General features: G+C 43.4%; 17 protein-coding genes and 1 riboswitch. Of the genes, 14 read left to right on the plus strand and 3 right to left on the minus strand.

Annotation, left to right across the window (positions count from 1 at the left end; genetic code table 11):
- Positions 1–34: 34 nt before the first annotated feature.
- From RG959_RS18895 to RG959_RS18915, 5 genes are all read left to right on the plus strand, one after another.
- Entirely contained in the window at positions 35–226 is a 192-nt protein-coding gene (locus RG959_RS18895; RefSeq protein WP_315691183.1) for a YezD family protein, read from the plus strand.
- Positions 227–330: 104 nt separating this feature from the next.
- The gene (locus RG959_RS18900; RefSeq protein ID WP_342798493.1) at positions 331–1389 is read left to right on the plus strand and encodes a sulfate ABC transporter substrate-binding protein; all 1059 of its coding nucleotides are present in this window, start codon (positions 331–333) and stop codon (positions 1387–1389) included.
- Positions 1390–1453: 64 nt separating this feature from the next.
- Complete coding sequence (gene cysT / locus RG959_RS18905; protein ID WP_315691182.1) at positions 1454–2284, plus strand: sulfate ABC transporter permease subunit CysT; 831 nt, start codon at positions 1454–1456, stop codon at positions 2282–2284.
- Positions 2285–2295: 11 nt separating this feature from the next.
- Entirely contained in the window at positions 2296–3159 is an 864-nt protein-coding gene (gene cysW, locus RG959_RS18910; protein ID WP_342798455.1) for a sulfate ABC transporter permease subunit CysW, read from the plus strand.
- Between the two features lie 14 nt (positions 3160–3173).
- Positions 3174–4223 carry a sulfate/molybdate ABC transporter ATP-binding protein gene (locus RG959_RS18915; RefSeq protein ID WP_342798456.1) on the plus strand — a complete coding sequence of 350 codons (1050 nt, stop codon included), beginning with the start codon at positions 3174–3176 and terminating at the stop codon, positions 4221–4223.
- Between the two features lie 82 nt (positions 4224–4305).
- Here the strand turns inward: RG959_RS18915 and RG959_RS18920 are convergent, their stop codons facing one another.
- Positions 4306–4932, minus strand: a complete 627-nt coding sequence (locus RG959_RS18920) for a YitT family protein (protein WP_342798457.1) — start codon at positions 4930–4932, stop codon at positions 4306–4308.
- Positions 4933–5090: 158 nt separating this feature from the next.
- On the opposite strand from RG959_RS18920, the gene RG959_RS18925 reads away from it, so the two are divergent.
- The 4 genes from RG959_RS18925 to RG959_RS18940 all read left to right on the plus strand — a co-directional run bounded on the left by RG959_RS18925 (position 5091) and on the right by RG959_RS18940 (position 9391).
- The gene (locus tag RG959_RS18925; RefSeq protein WP_342798458.1) at positions 5091–5537 is read left to right on the plus strand and encodes an Lrp/AsnC family transcriptional regulator; all 447 of its coding nucleotides are present in this window, start codon (positions 5091–5093) and stop codon (positions 5535–5537) included.
- A gap of 155 nt (positions 5538–5692) precedes the next feature.
- Positions 5693–5896, plus strand: a riboswitch (cobalamin riboswitch).
- Between the two features lie 178 nt (positions 5897–6074).
- Entirely contained in the window at positions 6075–7604 is a 1530-nt protein-coding gene (locus RG959_RS18930) for an ABC transporter substrate-binding protein (RefSeq protein ID WP_342798494.1), read from the plus strand.
- Positions 7601–8539, plus strand: a complete 939-nt coding sequence (nikB, locus tag RG959_RS18935; protein ID WP_342798459.1) for a nickel ABC transporter permease — start codon at positions 7601–7603, stop codon at positions 8537–8539. Before RG959_RS18930 ends, nikB begins: the two co-directional genes overlap by 4 nt.
- A 12-nt stretch (positions 8540–8551) precedes the next feature.
- Complete coding sequence (locus RG959_RS18940; RefSeq protein ID WP_342798495.1) at positions 8552–9391, plus strand: ABC transporter permease; 840 nt, start codon at positions 8552–8554, stop codon at positions 9389–9391.
- Between the two features lie 84 nt (positions 9392–9475).
- Here the strand turns inward: RG959_RS18940 and RG959_RS18945 are convergent, their stop codons facing one another.
- Entirely contained in the window at positions 9476–10312 is an 837-nt protein-coding gene (locus RG959_RS18945; RefSeq protein ID WP_342798460.1) for an alpha/beta fold hydrolase, read from the minus strand.
- Between the two features lie 82 nt (positions 10313–10394).
- Positions 10395–10817 (minus strand): organic hydroperoxide resistance protein, encoded by a 423-nt coding sequence (locus RG959_RS18950; protein ID WP_342798461.1) that lies wholly within the window; start codon positions 10815–10817, stop codon positions 10395–10397.
- Between the two features lie 459 nt (positions 10818–11276).
- Here RG959_RS18950 and RG959_RS18955 point away from each other — a divergent pair, with 459 nt between their 5' ends.
- The 5 genes from RG959_RS18955 (at position 11277) to RG959_RS18975 (ending at position 17290) form a co-directional block, all read left to right on the plus strand.
- Positions 11277–12119: an STAS domain-containing protein gene (locus RG959_RS18955; RefSeq protein WP_342798462.1), complete on the plus strand. Its 843-nt coding sequence runs from the start codon at positions 11277–11279 to the stop codon at positions 12117–12119.
- 384 nt (positions 12120–12503) lie between these two features.
- Positions 12504–13865 carry a cytochrome ubiquinol oxidase subunit I gene (locus RG959_RS18960; protein ID WP_342798463.1) on the plus strand — a complete coding sequence of 454 codons (1362 nt, stop codon included), beginning with the start codon at positions 12504–12506 and terminating at the stop codon, positions 13863–13865.
- Between the two features lie 12 nt (positions 13866–13877).
- Entirely contained in the window at positions 13878–14912 is a 1035-nt protein-coding gene (locus RG959_RS18965; protein ID WP_342798464.1) for a cytochrome d ubiquinol oxidase subunit II, read from the plus strand.
- A gap of 459 nt (positions 14913–15371) precedes the next feature.
- The gene (locus tag RG959_RS18970; RefSeq protein ID WP_342798465.1) at positions 15372–16211 is read left to right on the plus strand and encodes a class I SAM-dependent methyltransferase; all 840 of its coding nucleotides are present in this window, start codon (positions 15372–15374) and stop codon (positions 16209–16211) included.
- 332 nt (positions 16212–16543) lie between these two features.
- A complete protein-coding gene (locus RG959_RS18975) occupies positions 16544–17290 on the plus strand; it encodes an alpha/beta fold hydrolase (RefSeq protein WP_342798466.1) in 747 nt (248 codons plus the stop codon).
- The last annotated feature ends 1026 nt before the right edge of the window (positions 17291–18316 follow it).

Below are 18316 nucleotides of genomic sequence, written 5' to 3' on the forward strand. Positions count from 1 at the left end.
AAAAGGTCGAGATTAAAAAATGGAGGGATGCAGCATGACCAAAAAACAAATTGATGAACAATGGATCGAACGGATTGTGAAATCACTGCAGGGAATTGAATACGGGTCAGTAGAAATTGTCATTCATGACTCACAGATTACTCAAATTGACCGACTGGAAAAACAGCGGTTTCCATTAAAAAAAAACCAAGTATACGAGAAACCAAAGCAGGTAAAAATTCAATAAATGCCGATCAGACAAACTGAAGGCAGACTCTTTTAACGGTTCTTTGTTAAAAGCAGTCTGCCTTTTTTATATGGATTACGAACTAGGAGAGAGAGGTTTTGGAGATGAAAAGAAAACCATTTACTTTAACATTTTTAGCGGGTATTACCGCAACAGCCACGATTTTGGCAGGATGCGGTAGCAATACCGAAAAGGAAAGCGGCGACAGCCAAGCCGCTTCTTCAAAAGAGCCGGTTGAGCTTTTAAATGTGTCTTACGATCCGACACGGGAATTATATGAAGAATTTAATAAAGAATTTGCCGCTCACTGGAAAGATGAAACAGGCCAGGATGTCTCGATTCAGCAGTCGCATGGCGGTTCAGGAAAACAGGCGCGCGCCGTGATTGACGGGCTTGAAGCTGATGTGGTGACATTGGCGCTTGCCGGGGATGTTGATGAAGTTGCCAAAGCAGGGTTAACAGCAGAAGACTGGCAGACACGTCTTGATGACAACTCTACACCGTATACTTCTACGATCGTCTTTCTTGTCCGGAAAGGAAATCCGAAGCAGATCAAAGACTGGGATGATTTAGCGAAAAAAGGCGTGTCGGTCATTACACCAAACCCGAAAACGTCCGGTGGGGCGCGATGGAACTACTTGGCTGCCTGGGCGTATGCCGATAAAAAGTTTAATGGAGATGAAAAGAAAATTAAGCAGTTTGTAGGTGACATTTATCAAAATGTTGAAGTGCTTGATTCAGGTGCGCGCGGCTCTACGACTACCTTTGTGGAACGGGGAATTGGAGATGTCCTGATTGCCTGGGAGAATGAAGCATATCTTTCGCTAAATGAGCTGGGCAAAGACAAATTTGAAATTGTAAATCCGTCTTTAAGTATTTTAGCGGAACCGCCGGTAGCCGTTGTCGATAAAGTGGCAGAGAAAAAAGGAACAGAAAAAGTGGCCGAAGCGTACCTGGAATACCTGTATACGGAGAAAGGCCAGGAAATTGCCGCCGAAAACTACTACCGACCTCGCAATGAGGAAGTACTGGCAAAATATGCAGACCAGTTCCCGGACATCAGTCTTGTCACGATCGACGAAGAATTTGGCGGCTGGAAAGAAGCACAGCAAAAACACTTTGATGACGGCGGGACGTTTGACGAAATTTATCAGCCGAAGTAAGCATTCAAAGCGGCAGGCTTTTGCCCGCCGCTTTAGCTACCTCTAAGGAGATGCAGGTGACATAATGAGAAAGACAAAATGGAAAAAACATAGTATACTGCCGGGCTTCGGTTTATCGGTCGGCTTTACAACGTTATATGTAAGTTTGCTTGTGTTGCTGCCGCTGGCCATGATTTTTGTCAATACCGCTTCTATGAGCTGGTCCGGCTTTTGGGCAGCTGTAACAGAGCCGCGGGTTCTCGCTTCCTACCGGCTGAGTTTTGGGGCCTCCTTTGCGGCTGCTTGTATCAACGTTGTATTTGGCGTACTGATTGCCTGGGTGCTTGTGAGGTATTCCTTCCCTGGTAAACGTGTTATTGATGGATTAGTTGACCTGCCGTTTGCGTTACCAACAGCTGTAGCCGGTATTGCACTCACCACTCTTTACACGGAAACAGGCTGGGTCGGACAGTTTCTGCCTTTTAAAGTGGCTTTTACACCCATTGGCATTACGATTGCCTTAACGTTTATTGGTCTTCCGTTTGTAGTCCGGATGGTGCAGCCTGTTTTGCAAAATTTTGACCAGGAAACAGAAGAAGCCTCAGCTATTTTAGGTGCCGGACGGATGCAGACGTTTTTTAAAGTCATTGTCCCAGAAATTATTCCAGCGGCACTGACAGGATTTGCTTTGGCTTTTGCCCGGGCACTCGGAGAGTACGGGTCCGTTGTGTTCATTGCCGGCAACATGCCGATGAAAACGGAAATCACTCCACTGATGATTATGACAAAGCTGGAACAGTATGACTATGAAGGAGCAACGGCGATTGCAGCGGTTATGCTGGTTATCTCGTTTGTATTGCTGCTGTTTATTAATGGCTTGCAGTGGTGGACGAATCGGAAATATTCACATTCTTAAGGAGGAAAACCATGGCTGGACATATTCCACTGCAGTATGGCAGCAAGCAAGCGGTCAAACAAACAGCCCGCGAGCCGTTTCTGATACGATTTCTTTTGATTACTGTCGCACTTGCTTTCTTATTTTTCTTTCTCCTGCTGCCGCTGGCAGCCATTTTTATCAAAGCATTTGAGCAGGGATTAGGGCTTTATATCGCTTCTATTACCGACCCTGATGCGCTTTCGGCCATTAAACTGACGCTGCTTGTAGTGGTGCTGACGGTTCCGCTCAATGCGCTGTTTGGGCTTGCCGCAGCCTGGGCTATTACCAAGTTTGAGTTCAGGGGAAAAAGCCTGCTCATTACGCTGATTGATCTGCCGTTTGCTATTTCACCGGTTATTGCAGGTTTGGTCTTTGTTCTGTTGTTTAGTACACACGGATTGTTTGGAGATTTCTTATTTCAGCATGACATTAAAATTTTATTCGCTGTACCGGGTATCGTACTGGCTACATTATTTGTTACGTTTCCTTTTGTCGCACGTGAGTTAATTCCTCTTATGCAGGCACAAGGATCCGCGGAAGAAGAAGCCTCTCTTACTCTAGGGGCGAATGGCTGGAAAACATTCTGGCTCGTTACGCTTCCCAATATAAAATGGGGGTTATTATACGGCGTGATTTTGTGCAATGCGCGGGCAGTAGGTGAATTTGGAGCCGTATCGGTTGTATCCGGCCATATTCGCGGATTAACCAACACGATGCCGCTGCATATAGAAATATTATACAATGAGTACCAATTTTCTGCCGCGTTTGCGGTGGCATCTTTGATGTCCATTTTGGCTATTGTGACGCTGATCTTGAAAAATATTGTGGAATGGAAGTCCGGCCAGCATGGCTGAAGGAGGAGCAGAAGGTGAGTATTCAAATAAAGGGAGTATCTAAAACATTCGGCTCTTTTGAAGCGCTGAAAAATATCAACCTTGATATTCAAACAGGAGAGCTGGTGGCACTGCTTGGACCATCCGGCTCCGGTAAAACATCTCTTCTTCGTATTATTGCAGGTCTTGAAGAAGCAGATGACGGCGTGATCTTTTTTGGAAATGAAGAAATAACCCATATTCGCACCACTGAGCGGAAAGTCGGCTTTGTGTTTCAGCATTACGCTCTGTTTAAACATATGACTGTTTTTGACAATGTCGCATATGGTCTCAGGGTACGGTCTAAAAGAGAGCGCCCGTCTAAAAAAGACATCAAGAAAAAAGTAACGGAGCTCTTGTCACTTGTGAAGCTTGAAGCTTTTGCAGATCGTTATCCAGCCCAGCTGTCAGGCGGCCAGCGCCAGCGTGTAGCACTAGCACGTGCCCTGGCCGTGGAACCGAAAGTGCTTCTTTTAGATGAACCATTTGGTGCACTTGATGCAAAAGTGCGCAAGGAACTGCGCCGGTGGCTGCGCCGCCTCCATGACGAGTTTCATATCACAAGCATTTTCGTTACGCATGACCAGGAAGAGGCCTTAGATGTTGCGGACCGCATTGTAGTTATGAATGAAGGCAGGATTGAGCAGATCGGCAGCCCGGAAGAAGTGTATGAGCAGCCGAACAGCCCGTTTGTGTATGATTTCCTTGGCAATGTAAATGTATTTCATGGCCGACTTGAAGACGGGCAGTGGAGAAATGGAAATCAAGCAGACACTGAACAGCAGGCGCTTGCTTATGTGCGGCCGCATGACATTGTCATTGAGCGGGAAAAGCCGGCAGAGGATGCTGTGGAAGCGAAAGTGATACACGTTCATGCCGTTGGCCGTACGGTGCATATTGAATTAAAAGAAGAGAAAGCGGACCGCTTTTTAGAAGCCGAGTTACCGAAGGAACAGTACCGGGAGCTCGACATTCAAACCGGAGAAACGGTGTTTGTCCGTCCAAACCAGTTAAAAGTCTTCGTTCCGGCGGATTTTTCGATCTAAGCATCTATACAACTAAACAGAAGAGCAATAAAAAAACGGACCCGCGTGAACGGCGGTCCGTTTTTTTATTTTTGATCGATTATCAGCTTGTTGCGACTGTTCCTTCCACAGAAGCAGAAGTTTCTTTTTCTTTTACAGATTGATTGCTTGCGCCGATCTTCTGTTTAAAATGACTAATAATACTTGACGTAACCATAATCGACAAAACAGAAAGCGCTCCGTTTAAAACGCCAATGGAATAAAAACCGTATAGGACGACTACAAAATCAAAAAGAAAATTTAGTTTTCCAGGATTCCAGCCCAGCTTTTTCTGAAGAATGAGCGCGACAATGTTAGAGCCGCCAAGAGAGGCACGGTTCATAAACATGATGGACAGCCCAAATCCGATAAAAACTCCTCCAACAACCGCTCCAACAGACATTGGAATTTCAAAAGCAGGAAGCCATCTATCCAGACCTGTCATCACAGACAGGAGAGTGACCGAAAGAATGGTGGAAACAGTAAAATTCCAGCCCATAAAGATAATCGACAACACATAAAATGGTACATTCACAAGAAAAAAGACCAATCCAAAAGGAAGATCAGATGCATAGCTTAAAAGCAGGGACAGTCCTGCAGTGCCGCCCGTCATGACTTCACCATGCTGTAAAATCACGGCACCGATGCTTGTGAGCAGGCAGCCTAATATAATGTATAGAATTCTTTTCATTGCTTTCTCCTTCTCATACAATTTCATGCAAAATGGTTACCTTCATGATACAATCTGAATAACGATTTATATATGCAATAATGAATACATTTGATCAAACATATTTACAAATTGAATCGATTTTAGAGATAAAATATTCATTTTGAAAAGGAGAAAAGATGGACAAAATTGATATTGATTTGCTCGCGCTCCTGCAGGAGGATGCCCGCATGACGATTAGCGAGCTTTCCAAAAAACTGGCTCTAAGCCGGCCCAGCATTACCGAGCGGCTGCACCGGCTGCAGGAGCAGGGTGTAATTGAAGGGTTTGCAGCACGGGTCTCCCCGGCCAAAATAGGCAGAGATACGCTGTTGATCATTCAAATCAGTGATTTGAAAGTGTCAGCCAACGAATTCGAGGAAATGATTGCAGGGGATTTGGATGTTATCGAATGCCATCGGGTAACGGGTCACTTTGGTTACTTTATTAAAGCAGCCGTTGCCGGAATGGACAGTCTGAGGCTGCTCGTGGACAGGCTGATGCCTTACGGTAATGTTCACACATCTATTATTCTCACATCACCGGTCACATTTCGGCCAATTCTGCCCAGGCCGGAAGAAAAGTAAGTAAACGTATAGAAAGAAATCAGCGGATCATATAGGAAAGAAGCCGGCCGTTTGTTGACTTTTCTCTTTCTTGAACTTAACATGGAAGGGGATTTTAAAAGAAGCATGTGAGAATCATCACCGATTTTGCTGCTCAAATGATTATTCACAAAACATGATATTGTATGGAAACAGGTGCGCAACATAACATGTATTCTGCGCTGAAAAGGGAAGCCGGTTCCAATCCGGCACGGACCCGCCACTGTATGGGGAAGGATATCGGCCGTGCCGATTTCTTTCAGAAAAGCCACTGATTAAGCCCGGGAAGGCCTGAAAGAGATGCCCCAAGTCAGGAGACCTGCCTGTTTTAACATCACTGTTTGACCTACGGGACTTGGGAAGGTGGTTAGGATGCTTACGGCCAGCTGCATGGGTCTCTTTCTGGGGGATGGTGTGCAGTTCCTTCCTTTTTTAATGAAAAGCATTTCTGACCTCCAAACCTGGTCGGAAATGCTTTTTTTCGTTTATCACAACATAGGAGGTGTTCACAGGGTGAGAATGAGAACACAAACATTTACTTTTCTTTTATGGATCGCGGTCGCGGGGCTGTTTTTATTATCCGGGTGCGGATCGGAAAAGGGGGCAGATGCCTCAAAGGAGCCATCAGCAACATTCGCTTTTCCTTGGAGCCCGTCAAGCCTGGATCCTCACGGGAGCGACAGCTGGGAGATCATGCGTTCAGGCGCTGGAGAAACACTGGTCAAGCTGAACAAAGAGCTGGAGCCTGTTCCGTGGCTCGCAAAGGAATGGAAACAGGAAACCCCTACGACATGGACGTTTCAGCTGCAGGAGAATGTAACTTTTCATAATGGAAAACCAATGGACGCGGCTAGTGTAAAAGCATCTCTGCAACGGTCCATCGAAAAAGAAGCAAAAGCGAAAGACTTATTGAAGATCAAAGCGATAGAAGCAGCCAGCAATCAACTGAAAATCGAAACGACCGAGCCGAATGCAGCTCTGCCCGCTCATTTAGCAGATCCATCGGTCATGATTGGGGATGTGGGGACGCTTGGAAAAAGGGGTACGTATCCAGCCCTGACAGGTCCTTTTCAAATGGAAGAGTTTCATAAAGACGAGTCACTCGTTTTAAAAAGATATGAGCAGTACTGGGGAGAGAACGCCCTTCTTTCAAGGGTTACGATCCGGTTTATTTCGGAAGGGAATACACGTCTGATGGCTCTGCAATCGGGAGATGTAGATGCAGCAGTAGACATTCCCGTTGATAACATAGACGTGCTTCAAAAAAGTAATCAGTTTGAAATATTGACAGCGCCGTCTCTTCGTACGCATATGATGCTGTTTAACGTTCAGTCTTCTCTATTTAAGGATGCGGCATTTCGGAAAGCAGTGGACGTTTTAGTTCCCAAAGAGGAAATTGTCCGATCTGTGATGAAAGGAAAAGCATCAGCCGCAAATGGGCCATTTCCTAATTTGCTCCCATTCGGCCAGGTGGAGGAAAAAAAGGAAACAGGTTCCTTTGCAGCCTTTATGGAAAAAGAAGGGTGGCAGAAAAACGAAGAGGCACGATGGGAAAAGAATGGAAAGCTTTTTGAAATAAATATGCTGACATTTCCGCAGCGCCCGGAACTGACCGTGATGGCTGAAATTATTCAAAGTGAGCTCCTGGCAAATGGAGTCCAAGTCAACCTCCGTCAGGTCGAAAATATCGATGAAGCACTGGCAAAAGAAAAATGGGATGTGGCGATGTACAGTATGCTGACTGCTCATACGGGCGATCCAGAGTACTTTTTAAACCTTTTTTACCGTTCAGACAGCAGTTCGAATGTAAGTCATTATGCTTCACCTGTACTTGACCGGCTGATTGCCCAGTTAAATGAAACGGCTGATCGGGAACAGCGGAATGAGCTGGCACTGAACATGCAAAAAGTCATCAATAGTGATGTACCGCAGTCATTTCTCGTACATCCCGAAACCATTTTTGCTGTCAGAAAAGGCCTGACAGGATTTGAGCCGCAGGCAAGCGAGTTTTACTATATCCATTCTCAAATAAATGTGGCTGGCGAATGAAAATAGTGATTCGTTTCGGAGTTGAGCGTATTGCCCAGCTGGTGCTCATTATTTTTTTTGTTTCATCGCTTACCTTTTGGCTCCTGCGGCTGGCACCGGGAGATCCGGCTTATTTGCTGCTCACTGCCCATAATATTCCGGTGTCAGATGAAGCGCTGGCTGATTTACGGAAAGAGCTTGGATTAACAGACAGCTTGGGCAGTCAATACATGAACTGGCTGCAAGATGCTTTCACCCTGCAATGGGGAACCTCTTACGTATCCAAAGAACCGGTCGCCAGTGAACTGCTTAGCCGGATACCCGCTACACTGGAGCTGGCCGGTGCAGGGCTCCTTGTAATGGTGCTTGTTGCCTTCATCATGGGCGGGGCAACCGCTCTTTATTCGAGCGGATGGCTCAATCGGATCGGAAGGGGTGCCGCATTGCTTGGCTCATCCGTTCCTTCCTTCTGGCTGGGCTTTTTGCTTATCTACGTTTGTTCTGTACAATTCGGCTGGCTTCCTTCAATGGGCCGGGGGACGGCCGCGCATCTTATCCTGCCGGCTCTGACACTTGGGTTAGGACTTGGTAATGTTTATGCCCGGGTGCTGCGCTCCAGTCTGCTCGAAGTAATGGACCAGCCATTTGTTCAAGCTGCAAAAGCGAGAGGATTATCAAAAAGGCGTATTTTGTTTCTTCACGTATTTAAGCATGCACTACTGCCGGTAGTGACGATGATGGGAACAAGCTTTGCTTTTATGCTGGGGGGAAGCATGATTGTGGAATCGATTTTTTCGTGGCCAGGTTTAGGAAACTATATGATTGAATCCATTAACAAGCGGGACTACCCGGTGATTCAAGGCTATGTGATTCTCACCTCGTTTTTATTTGTATCCATCCATATTGCCGTTGATCTTCTCTCTAAACTTGTAGATCCACGAATGCGCGCACGTTAGGAGGAGAGGGAACTGAAAAATATAGCTTATTCTATCAATAAGAGCTTTGCAGCAGGTGTTGGTTTATTTCTTTTGATTGCGTTAACGGGTCTGTTTGCGCCGTGGCTGGCTCCACACGACCCGCTCGTCATTAACCTTTCTAACCGGCTCGCTCCTCCAAGTTGGGATTACCCGTTTGGGACGGACCATTTAGGCCGCTGTGTTTTGTCACGCGTACTGTTTGGCACACGTGTAAGTGCTCTGTTTGCGTTTTTGATTGTTTTATGCACAGTGGTCATCAGTCTGCCAATTGGGCTGTTCACCGGTTATATACGCGGAAAAGGCGGTCATTTATTTATGAGAGTGGTGGATGGCATTCTGGCCATTCCAGATATCGTATTAACGATTGCGATCGTCGGCGTGCTCGGTCCAGGACTTTTCAATATGACCATTGCAATCGTTTTGGTAAGATGGGCTGGCTATGTCCGCTTTATCCGCAGCCTTGTTTTAAACGTCTGCCAGGCGGATTATATTTGGTCTGCCAGAATGTCGGGAAACTCTCATATCCGTATTATGCGGCGTTATATTCTTCCTAAAGTTTCTTCACCGCTTCTTGCCTACAGCGTATTGGATACAGGGAAAGCCGTATTGTTGATGGCGGGGCTGTCATTTCTCGGATTAGGCACACAGCCGCCGGCTCCGGAATGGGGAGTTATGCTTCATGATGCGACTGCTTATTTCCAAGCAGCACCGCATGTTATGATTTTTCCGGGGCTCGCTATTCTCCTTTTTGTGGCAGCCTGCCAGCTAATCGGTGAAAAGAGGGAAGTGTTAAAAGTTGATAGAATCAAAGGGAAGAAGTGGACAGCATAAGTTTGTGTATAAAGCAGCTTTTTTGGACAAGCGGTGAAAGTAAAGAGTAAAAAAGGGAACTGACTATACAGTTCCCTTTTTTGATTATTCCGCGAGAAATTTCAGTAAAGCGGTATTGAATTGTTCCGGGTGTGTAGCATTTAGTCCATGCGGTCCGCCTTCAATCACGACGAGCTGGCTGTTGGGAAGAAGTTCATGCGTCAGTTTTCCGCTTGCTTCAAATGGTACAACCGAGTCTGAATCTCCATGAATAATCAAGGAAGGTACATTAATATTAGCTACATTAGAACGGAAGTCTGTGCGTGCAAACGCGCTGACACAGTCGATCGTGCCCTTTGGCGAAGCGAATGCAGCAATATCACGGATATAATGACGGAACTCCTCACTAACCAAATCTGTTTTGTTCCCAGCAGTAAAAAAGTTCTTGGTGAATGTTTCAAGGAAAGCAATACGGTCTTTTTTGATACTAGTTTGAAAATCCGCGATAGTGGCATCATCTAATGCGCCTTCCGGATGGTCTTCCGATTTATACAAATATGGAGGAACCGCTGCAGCAAAAACCGCTTTCTTGACTCTTTCGTCTCCATATGTGCCCAGGTAGCGTGCCACTTCGCCGCCGCCCATTGAAAAGCCGACAAGCGTTACATCACGGAGATCTAAATGCTCCAGTAGTTTGTGTAAATCCGCTGAAAAGGTGTCATAGTCGTAGCCTTCCCACGGCTGTGAGGAATTCCCAAAGCCTCTGCGGTCATACGTGATGACCCGGTAGCCTGCTTCCACTAAAGCAGGAACCTGGGATTCCCAGGAGCGTCCGCTCAGCGGCCAGCCGTGAATTAAAACAACCGGTTTTCCGTTTCCTACATCCTCATAGTATAGATCGATCGATGCACTATTTTCCATGCCAACCTGTATAAACGCCATATCTCCATTCTCCTTTATTAAAGCTGCCGCAACAGCGGGAATGATGGTTTAAGGATTGCTATTTATTTCAGGAAGCGCTTATTTATACCACTTTTAAATTGACTTCGATATTTCCTCTTGTTGCTTTAGAGTACGGGCATACTTGGTGAGCAGCTTCTACAAGCTCCTGTGCCGTTTCCTTATCTACACCTTCGATTTCCACTTCGAGGTTAGCTGCAATCTTAAAGCCGTCGTCTGCTTCATCATTTAAAATGGACACATTTGCCGTAACAGCAGTAGAAGTAACCCCTTTAACTCCTTTTTTACGGATGACCAGGTTCAAGGCTCCGTCAAAGCAGGCAGAGTAGCCAGCCGCAAATAATTGCTCCGGATTTGTTCCGTGGCCGCCCGGGCCGCCGAGTCCTTCTGGCGTTTTTAAATCCAGATCAAGTACGTTGTCAGAGGAAACCACGTGTCCTTGTCTGCCACCTGATGCTGTTGCACTGCCTGTGTATAATACTGCCATGTTTACATTCCTCATTTCTTTTTGGATTTTGTTAAAGCTTATTTCATTTGTACCAATAAACTTCGGATCTTATGTAACATAAAAAAGAAAATACTTTCTGCACAAATATTTCTTCCCATGAAAAGCATTTGCTTTTTTGTTACCCTAACCCATTGATTATTTTTCCCCTGCTATTAGTAAAGTAAACATCTTCATAAACTGGTACGCTTGACTCTTTTTCAAGAAACCGTTTCAGCTTTTTCTTCTTATGTTTGGGTATTTTATATTAAAAAACACTGGATGATTGAACAGTAATATATTTTCAATTCTTGTAGGTACAGGGGCTTGGCAATGAATTTAATTCAGCAGATAACAGGTTTGTATAAACATCCAGGATCTAGAGATTTAAAAATATCTACTTCATGCCTCGTAAGCTAGAATAATATATTGGTGTATAATTAATCAGCTGGAGGACATGTCGTGCATAAAAGTAAAGAACTACAAGAATTTTTATTAGAAAAAGCCTGGCAATTAACGGAGGAATGGTACGAATCTCTGGATAAAAGTGAGACATCAGGTGTTTATAGAACAAAAGACCCTAAAGCGATCAAATTGCTCAAAGAGCAAAACTATAGCTTTCATCTGCATTTTTGCAATTTATTCGTTCAAGATGAGCCTGTCTTTTTAAAAGAGCTGGAAGGGTGGGTGCTTAAAGTTGCATCAGATGAACAGCATTTATCAACACCTGAGTATCTGATTGTGAGAGAATTCTTTAGAACGCGAGATCAGTATTTGACATTTATTAACGAGTTTCTTTTTCACAATCAGGATACATATTCACAAGAAGTGATCGATTTATGGAATCACTATATTGTTAAAACAATTGATAAAATTGTGGTTTGGTATATAGAAAGATACCATGAATTTTCACTGAAGAGACTTCAAAGCCAGCAGGAAATGATTAATGAATTGAGTTCTCCAGTGATTACCCTTCACGAAGAAGTGGCCCTGCTTCCTTTAGTAGGCGATATTGATACGATGAGAGCCAAATACATTCTTGAGCAAACACTGCAGCAGTGTTATGAAAAGGGTGTAAACAAACTTTTAATTGATTTGTCTGGAGTGGTGATGGTCGATACGATGGTTGCCCACCAGATTTTTCAGTTGATCGAAAGTTTAGAGTTAATAGGCGTGCACGCTATTATCTCAGGGATACGGCCAGAAATTGCTCAAACAGCCGTTCAATTAGGGTTGAATTTTGACAATATAGATGTGTCAGTAAAATTAGCAAACTCCATCCAGGCGCTTGCATTAAATAAGTAAAACCAGCTTCATTTTACATAAAGGTATTTTTTTGAAAGGCCGAGACAATCGGTCTTTTTATTTTCGTTAAAAGCTTAAATAGTGGGGGATCCAGGATGAGAAAAGGAGGGTAGCCTACCAGGAAATATAGCAGTTGGATGTATGATCGGATTTAACGGATCTTGAGCCCCGGCTGACCAAACCAGCAGTATAAAAAGCTTCATCATCATAAAGCTGTTTTATAACCTAAAAAGCACCAGCCCTTGAACTATCAAGAACTGATGCTTTTTTGTGGTGTGTCAGGAGCGGTGTTCCATAAAACACTCATCCTAGGCAGATTGTATAGTATTTAGTGAAATGGGGATAAATATGGACGAATCTTAACCCTGAGAGGACGAAAAAATAGTGGATGATTTAGTAATAGCCCGTTCTTTATTTGGGACGACGATGGCCTTTCATATTATATTTGCCACAATAGGCGTAGGGCTGCCGCTAATGATTTTAGTGGCTGAACTGCTTTATCAAAAAACAAAAGATTTGGACTACGTTGTCATGGCTAAGCGATGGACAAAGACATTTGCTATCCTGCTTGGCGTCGGTATTCCGACCGGCACGATTGCGGGCGTTCAGTTATCCTTGCTCTGGCCCGGTTTTATGGAAGTTGTCGGCCGAGTTATGCCGCTTCCTTTCCAAATTGAAATATACGCTTTTTTCGTAGAAGCTCTTTTCATGTCCATTTATGTGTATGCTGCCGAAAGAATTAAGCCCTGGATGAGAATTGTAAGCCTCGTACTCGTCGCTTTAGGTGCTTTGGCTTCAGCTGTATTGATTACAAATGTCCATGCCTTTCAGGGAACACCGGCGGGCTTCCGGTATGAAAACGGAGAGTTCTTAGACATTGACCCGTGGGCGGCATTTTTCAATCCAAGCTTTTTAGTAACGGCCGGGCACGTGGCACTGTCTGCCTACGTAGTCGGCGCCTTTGCGGTTGGTTCTGTTGCGGCTTTTAAAATGATGAAAAATGAACGGGGATCCAGGGTTTATTTGTTTCATCAGAAAGCACTCCTGATCAGTTTAGTAGTAGGGGGCGCCTTTGCGTTCTTTACCGCTTTGAATGGGCATGAATCTGCTCAGTATTTACATGAATATCAGCCGGAAAAACTGGCTGCTGCAGAAGGGCTGTTTGAAACTCAATCCCATGCGCCGCTTGCCATTGGGGGGTTTACAGACCGGGAAACGCAGGAGGTAAAGTGGGCGATTGAAATTCCCTGGGCGCTGAGCTTTCTCTCTGGAAACAGCTTCGACACGGTTGTAGTGGGCTTGAATGATTTTCCGGAGGAATTTTGGCCGCCGCTCTATATACATACGTTATTTAACGTGATGGTCGGCATCGGCTCTCTGCTTATCCTGATTCCCATCCTCGTATTGATCTGGAAAAAAGGCTTGAAAAAGAAGCACTATCCGAAGCCCGTGCTTTGGACATTAGTAGCCACAGGCCCGCTAGCCGTGATTGCTCTTGAATGCGGATGGATTTTTGCTTGTACAGGCCGCCAGCCATGGGTTATCTACCGGATTTTAAGCACAGCGGAGTCAGCCACAACCGCTACTAATTTAGGGACATTGTTTATCTTATTTATTATTGTATATGCGATATTGGGAACTGCAGTTGTATTTGTACTGCTGTACTTCTTCAGAAAAAATACAGAACTGGATGATATAAAGCGTGCAGAGAAAAAAGGGAAGCCGTTATACGGTTCCAATTCATAGGAGGATAGACAAATGGCTGATGCTCTGATTGCGATCACCGTGCTCTGGGGGTTTGTTTTTATTTACGCCGTTATGGCTACCATGGATTTCGGGGCGGGATTTTGGTCGATGATTTACATTAATCACGAGAAAACAAAAGCGACGAATGTAGCCAATCGATATTTATCTCCCACCTGGGAAGTGACGAATACGTTTATTGTTGCGCTTGTTGTGGCGGTTTATAGTCTTTTTCCAACTGCAGCTTACACGCTGGGCACCATCCTGCTCGTTCCTGGAAGTGCGATCCTGCTTCTGCTTGCTTTGAGAAGTGCTTTTTTAGTTTTTTCAAACATCGCCACAGAATATAAAAAGCCATTGACCTACATTTCAGGTATTGCAGGGATGATTATTCCCGGTCTGTTAATCAGTGTATTGCCCATTACGCATGGAGAGTTTGTTGATTACACAAATGGTACAGCCAATTTAAATTTGGTCAGGCTGTTCACAAGCCCGAATGTGTATACATTTATCGGCTTTGCGGTCAGCAGTACTCTTTTCCTCTCCTCTTTATTACTAGCGGATTATTCGAAAGCATCGAAGGAAATGGAAGCTTATAAAGTGTATCTTCGGAATGGCAAAATATTAGGGCCTGTAACCTTGCTGATGGCTTTTCTGATCATGCTTACATTAGCCAATGAGGCTGAATGGTTATACGAGCGTATGATGGAAGACTTTTCGCTTCTGCTGCTTTCTGTCGGCTTCTTTTTAATTGTAGGAATCGGCTTGTATGGATCGTCACCTTTTCAAAAAGGAGTCAAGGGAATGCCAAGGCTTTCCGTAATTGCCGTGGTCATTCAATACCTTATTGCCAGCTACGTTTATGGAAAAGCGCATTTGCCTTATATCATTTATCCAAATGTGACCATTCAGGCCGCTTTTACAGATCCTAATTCATTCAGGGCTGTGTTTATCACGTATATCGTCGGCTTCGCCATTCTGTTCCCCGGCTTTTTTTACTTCTGGAGCTTATTTATGAATGATAAACGATATTTGCGGCAAAAAGGGTGACTCGTCTCTACAGTGATCTTGCGTGACAATGAAGGGGCAATATATCAGGAAGCATTGGTTCGGAAGTGATATTTATCATCCCTGCTTGTCGTCTATATAGCCTGTTAAACATAAGCCAGCAATCATATTGCTGGCTTTTCCTTTTTGATTTAATTTCCTTCCTTGATAAAACAGAAATGAAAGAGGGAGCGGGCAGGAAAAATATTGTGTTCATTCTTGTATCTTGCTTTATGTTTCCTTTATGATTAAATATACTTTTGGGTCAATAAAAACAGCTTTGTCGATTTTACATATTCAGAGCTGTTTCATCATCATGCATGCTGCATGTGTTGGAAAAGTAAATGATTTAAAACGAGAACTATTAAAGCTTTTGACTTGTTTGCGTGTGAACCGAAGCCGTTTGCATAATGAGCATATCCTATTCGAAAATACTATTGAGTTAGACTGGGAGAGAATGAGATGAAGGCGGTAATTCAAAAAGGTTATGATTACATTGAGCTGTGGCAGGAATCGATGAAAGATGGTAATGGATATATGCCCGAGCGGTTAAGGGATGACCAGGCAGAAGAAGCTTTTTGGGCCTCTATGATGGAAAAGAAAACATCGCACAAGCTTGATCCGTATGCAATAGCCGTGCAGCAGGAGCTTCTTTCTCTTTTACACAGCGACGACCATGTACTGGAAATCGGTCCTGGATGGGGCAATTATACGTTTGATATTGCCGATCATGTTCAAAAGCTGACCTGTGTAGACAGTTCAAAAAGTATTGTAAAGTTTTTAGAGTCGCAGGCTGCTGCTAAAGGCGTGAGGAACATGGAGCTGATTTGCGATAAGTGGGAAAGTGACAAAGAAAGTGAAAAGTATGATGTTGTATTTGGTTTTAATTGCTTCTATCGAATGTACGACATAGGGAAAGCTTTATTGAAAATGAATGAGTCTGCAAACCGGCTGGCCATCGCCGGAATGACAACAGGTCCTGAAAAGCCGCATTATATGGAGCTGCATCAAATGGGATACAGCATTAATCTAAGGCGTCGGGATTATATCCACATCTTAAATGTGCTGCACCAGCTTGGCATTGTGGCCAGCTGCAAGATGGTGAAGCTGCAAAGCCGGAAAAGCTATTCTTCTTATGAACAGTTAGTGAAGGATAATATTACGAAGATTTTAGATGCTCACTACGACGTTCAAGAAGTAGAGCATGTGTTACGTAAATATGTGATAGAAAAGAATGGTACATACGAATACGTATATCCATTTCATGCTGCTTTAATGTATTGGGAGACAGTGTCTATGTGAAAGGAAAGGCTGAATGAGTAAACAAAAAGTGCGGGGCTTAAAAAGAAAAACAAAAAATATAATTGCGCAGATTGAATCTCATACGAGGGAATTTCCCGATGATTTCACGTTAATACTAGTGATTAGCCTATCCGAATTCCTGTGTAAGCGAGCAAAAGAATTACCATACAATGCGTCCGATTATCTAGCTTTTTAGCTTCAGCAATAAACGCTTTTTTTTATGTATTCTCTTTGTCATAGAAAAAATAAAAATGCATAAAAAATAAGGAACACCAACAGTGAGAAGCAATTTATAAAACTGTAAAAGGTAAATCTTGGGAGGGGAGCTCAAATTGATAAAACAATCAGTGTTTACGTTTCTATCCCACGATGGGCTAGATTTGTTTGCAAGCAAGTGGATAAAGGAAGAACAACAAAAGCCGAGAGCTCTCGTTCAGATAGCTCATGGTATGGCAGAACATATTATGCGCTATGATTCCTTTGCAAAGGAGCTGGCTGCTCAAAATATCTTTGTGTATGGGAATGATCATCGTGGTCATGGTGAAACGGCAAAAATGGCAAATAGTTATGGATATTTTTCTGATGAGCATGGGTTTGAAAAAGTCTTTCAGGATATGCGTACCTTGACCACTATTATGGAAAAGGAGTATCCGGATGTCCCTATCTTTTTGTTTGGCCATAGTATGGGGTCTTTTTTATCGAGGCGATATATTCAATTGTTCGGAGACAAGCTTTCAGGCGTGGTTTTGTGCGGAACGGGAGGAAATCCGGGAATAATGGGGAGAATCGGAATCATGATTGCTTCCAGGGAGAAGAAAAAGAAGGGAAGCAAGGCACCTAGCCCCTTGTTAAATAAGCTTACATTTGGAAATTTCAATAAAGCATTCCAGCCAAATAGAACAGAATTTGATTGGCTGAGCAGGGATGAAAAAGAAGTAGACAAATATATTGAAGACGCTATGTGCGGAGGGATCTTTTCCAGTGGCTTCTTCTTCGACTTTCTTAGTGGTCTTCAGACGGTACATAACCCACAAAATATAAGTTCTGTTCCTTTAGATCTTCCTAATTTCCGGAACTAAGGATCCTGTAGGAGGGAAAAATGGAAAAGGAGTAATAAGGACCTTTAATTCATTTAAACAAGTTGGTATTGAAGATGTAAGCTATAAATTATATGAAGATGCACGTCATGAATTATTGAATGAAATCAATAAGGATGAAGTACAGAAGGATATTATAAATTGGGTTAATAACCATTTGAGGTTAAGCGGTTCTCATAAAAACTTATGATCATTAAGCAATTGTCTATGTCTTTATATGGGGATAACTATATGTCCCGTTGATCTTATCAATACGCCCTTCAGAATTCTGTTTTTATGATTTTCTATGGTTCTACACTAAAAAGTTCAGACATATTATTTTTCAAAATTAGAAATGATAAGGAAGTGAGACATTTTGTTTAAAGTAAAACATATTCACGAAGATAAAATATACACAGTGTATAGTATTAGGACGATATCGATTACTATGGAGATTGGTGAGAATATCGATAATCATGAATTCCTGCTTTTTAAAAATGGAAAATGGTTATACGATTCTGCCAAAGACTATTTACCAATTACTGATTAAAATATGTCCCATGACGGCGGATCATTACAGAAGTTTTTCAAGACAGCTAACTTGTAACCGGGTCTTGTTTGACGCCGTGTGTTTTGCTTACAAAAATCCCATTCTTTCTTCCACGGTATGGCCTGCTTGTTAAATAAATATTAAACCCTGCTCTTAACCAAACTGCCTTATTATCTTAACAAGAGAAGTAACAATGAAGTTCAATGGTGCCTGTATAAAAAGATATTACACGTCGCAGCCTATTATTTTTTATTTAATCCTCTTTTTATTATTATCTCCCAAAACTCCCGTAACTATTTAATCCGTTCTTCCGGTAAATCCGCACATTCTTTAAAGAAAAAGCGACTGACCAGTATGACCCATAAACTCACCAAGAGTAACGAGTAAATATAAACCTGTTTTCTCAAAACACCCACTTTCTTTTTAAATAGCTGATTCATTCAGTTTACTTTTATATTCGTCCAATTGAACTACCACCC

Origin of the sequence: Domibacillus sp. 8LH, from assembly GCF_038806185.1 — a bacterium.
Taxonomy (GTDB): domain Bacteria; phylum Bacillota; class Bacilli; order Bacillales; family Domibacillaceae; genus Domibacillus; species Domibacillus indicus_A.

Excerpts from the sequence above, each read along its gene's own strand:
- RG959_RS18895 (WP_315691183.1), top strand. The coding sequence starts at position 35 with ATGACCAAAAAACAAATTGATGAACAATGGATCGAACGGATTGTGAAA.
- RG959_RS18900 (WP_342798493.1), top strand. The coding sequence starts at position 331 with ATGAAAAGAAAACCATTTACTTTAACATTTTTAGCGGGTATTACCGCA.
- cysT (WP_315691182.1), top strand. The coding sequence starts at position 1,454 with ATGAGAAAGACAAAATGGAAAAAACATAGTATACTGCCGGGCTTCGGT.
- cysW (WP_342798455.1), top strand. The coding sequence starts at position 2,296 with ATGGCTGGACATATTCCACTGCAGTATGGCAGCAAGCAAGCGGTCAAA.
- RG959_RS18920 (WP_342798457.1), bottom strand. The coding sequence starts at position 4,932 with ATGAAAAGAATTCTATACATTATATTAGGCTGCCTGCTCACAAGCATC.
- RG959_RS18925 (WP_342798458.1), top strand. The coding sequence starts at position 5,091 with ATGGACAAAATTGATATTGATTTGCTCGCGCTCCTGCAGGAGGATGCC.
- RG959_RS18930 (WP_342798494.1), top strand. The coding sequence starts at position 6,075 with ATGAGAACACAAACATTTACTTTTCTTTTATGGATCGCGGTCGCGGGG.
- nikB (WP_342798459.1), top strand. The coding sequence starts at position 7,601 with ATGAAAATAGTGATTCGTTTCGGAGTTGAGCGTATTGCCCAGCTGGTG.
- RG959_RS18945 (WP_342798460.1), bottom strand. The coding sequence starts at position 10,312 with ATGGCGTTTATACAGGTTGGCATGGAAAATAGTGCATCGATCGATCTA.
- RG959_RS18950 (WP_342798461.1), bottom strand. The coding sequence starts at position 10,817 with ATGGCAGTATTATACACAGGCAGTGCAACAGCATCAGGTGGCAGACAA.
- RG959_RS18965 (WP_342798464.1), top strand. The coding sequence starts at position 13,878 with ATGGCTGATGCTCTGATTGCGATCACCGTGCTCTGGGGGTTTGTTTTT.
- RG959_RS18970 (WP_342798465.1), top strand. The coding sequence starts at position 15,372 with ATGAAGGCGGTAATTCAAAAAGGTTATGATTACATTGAGCTGTGGCAG.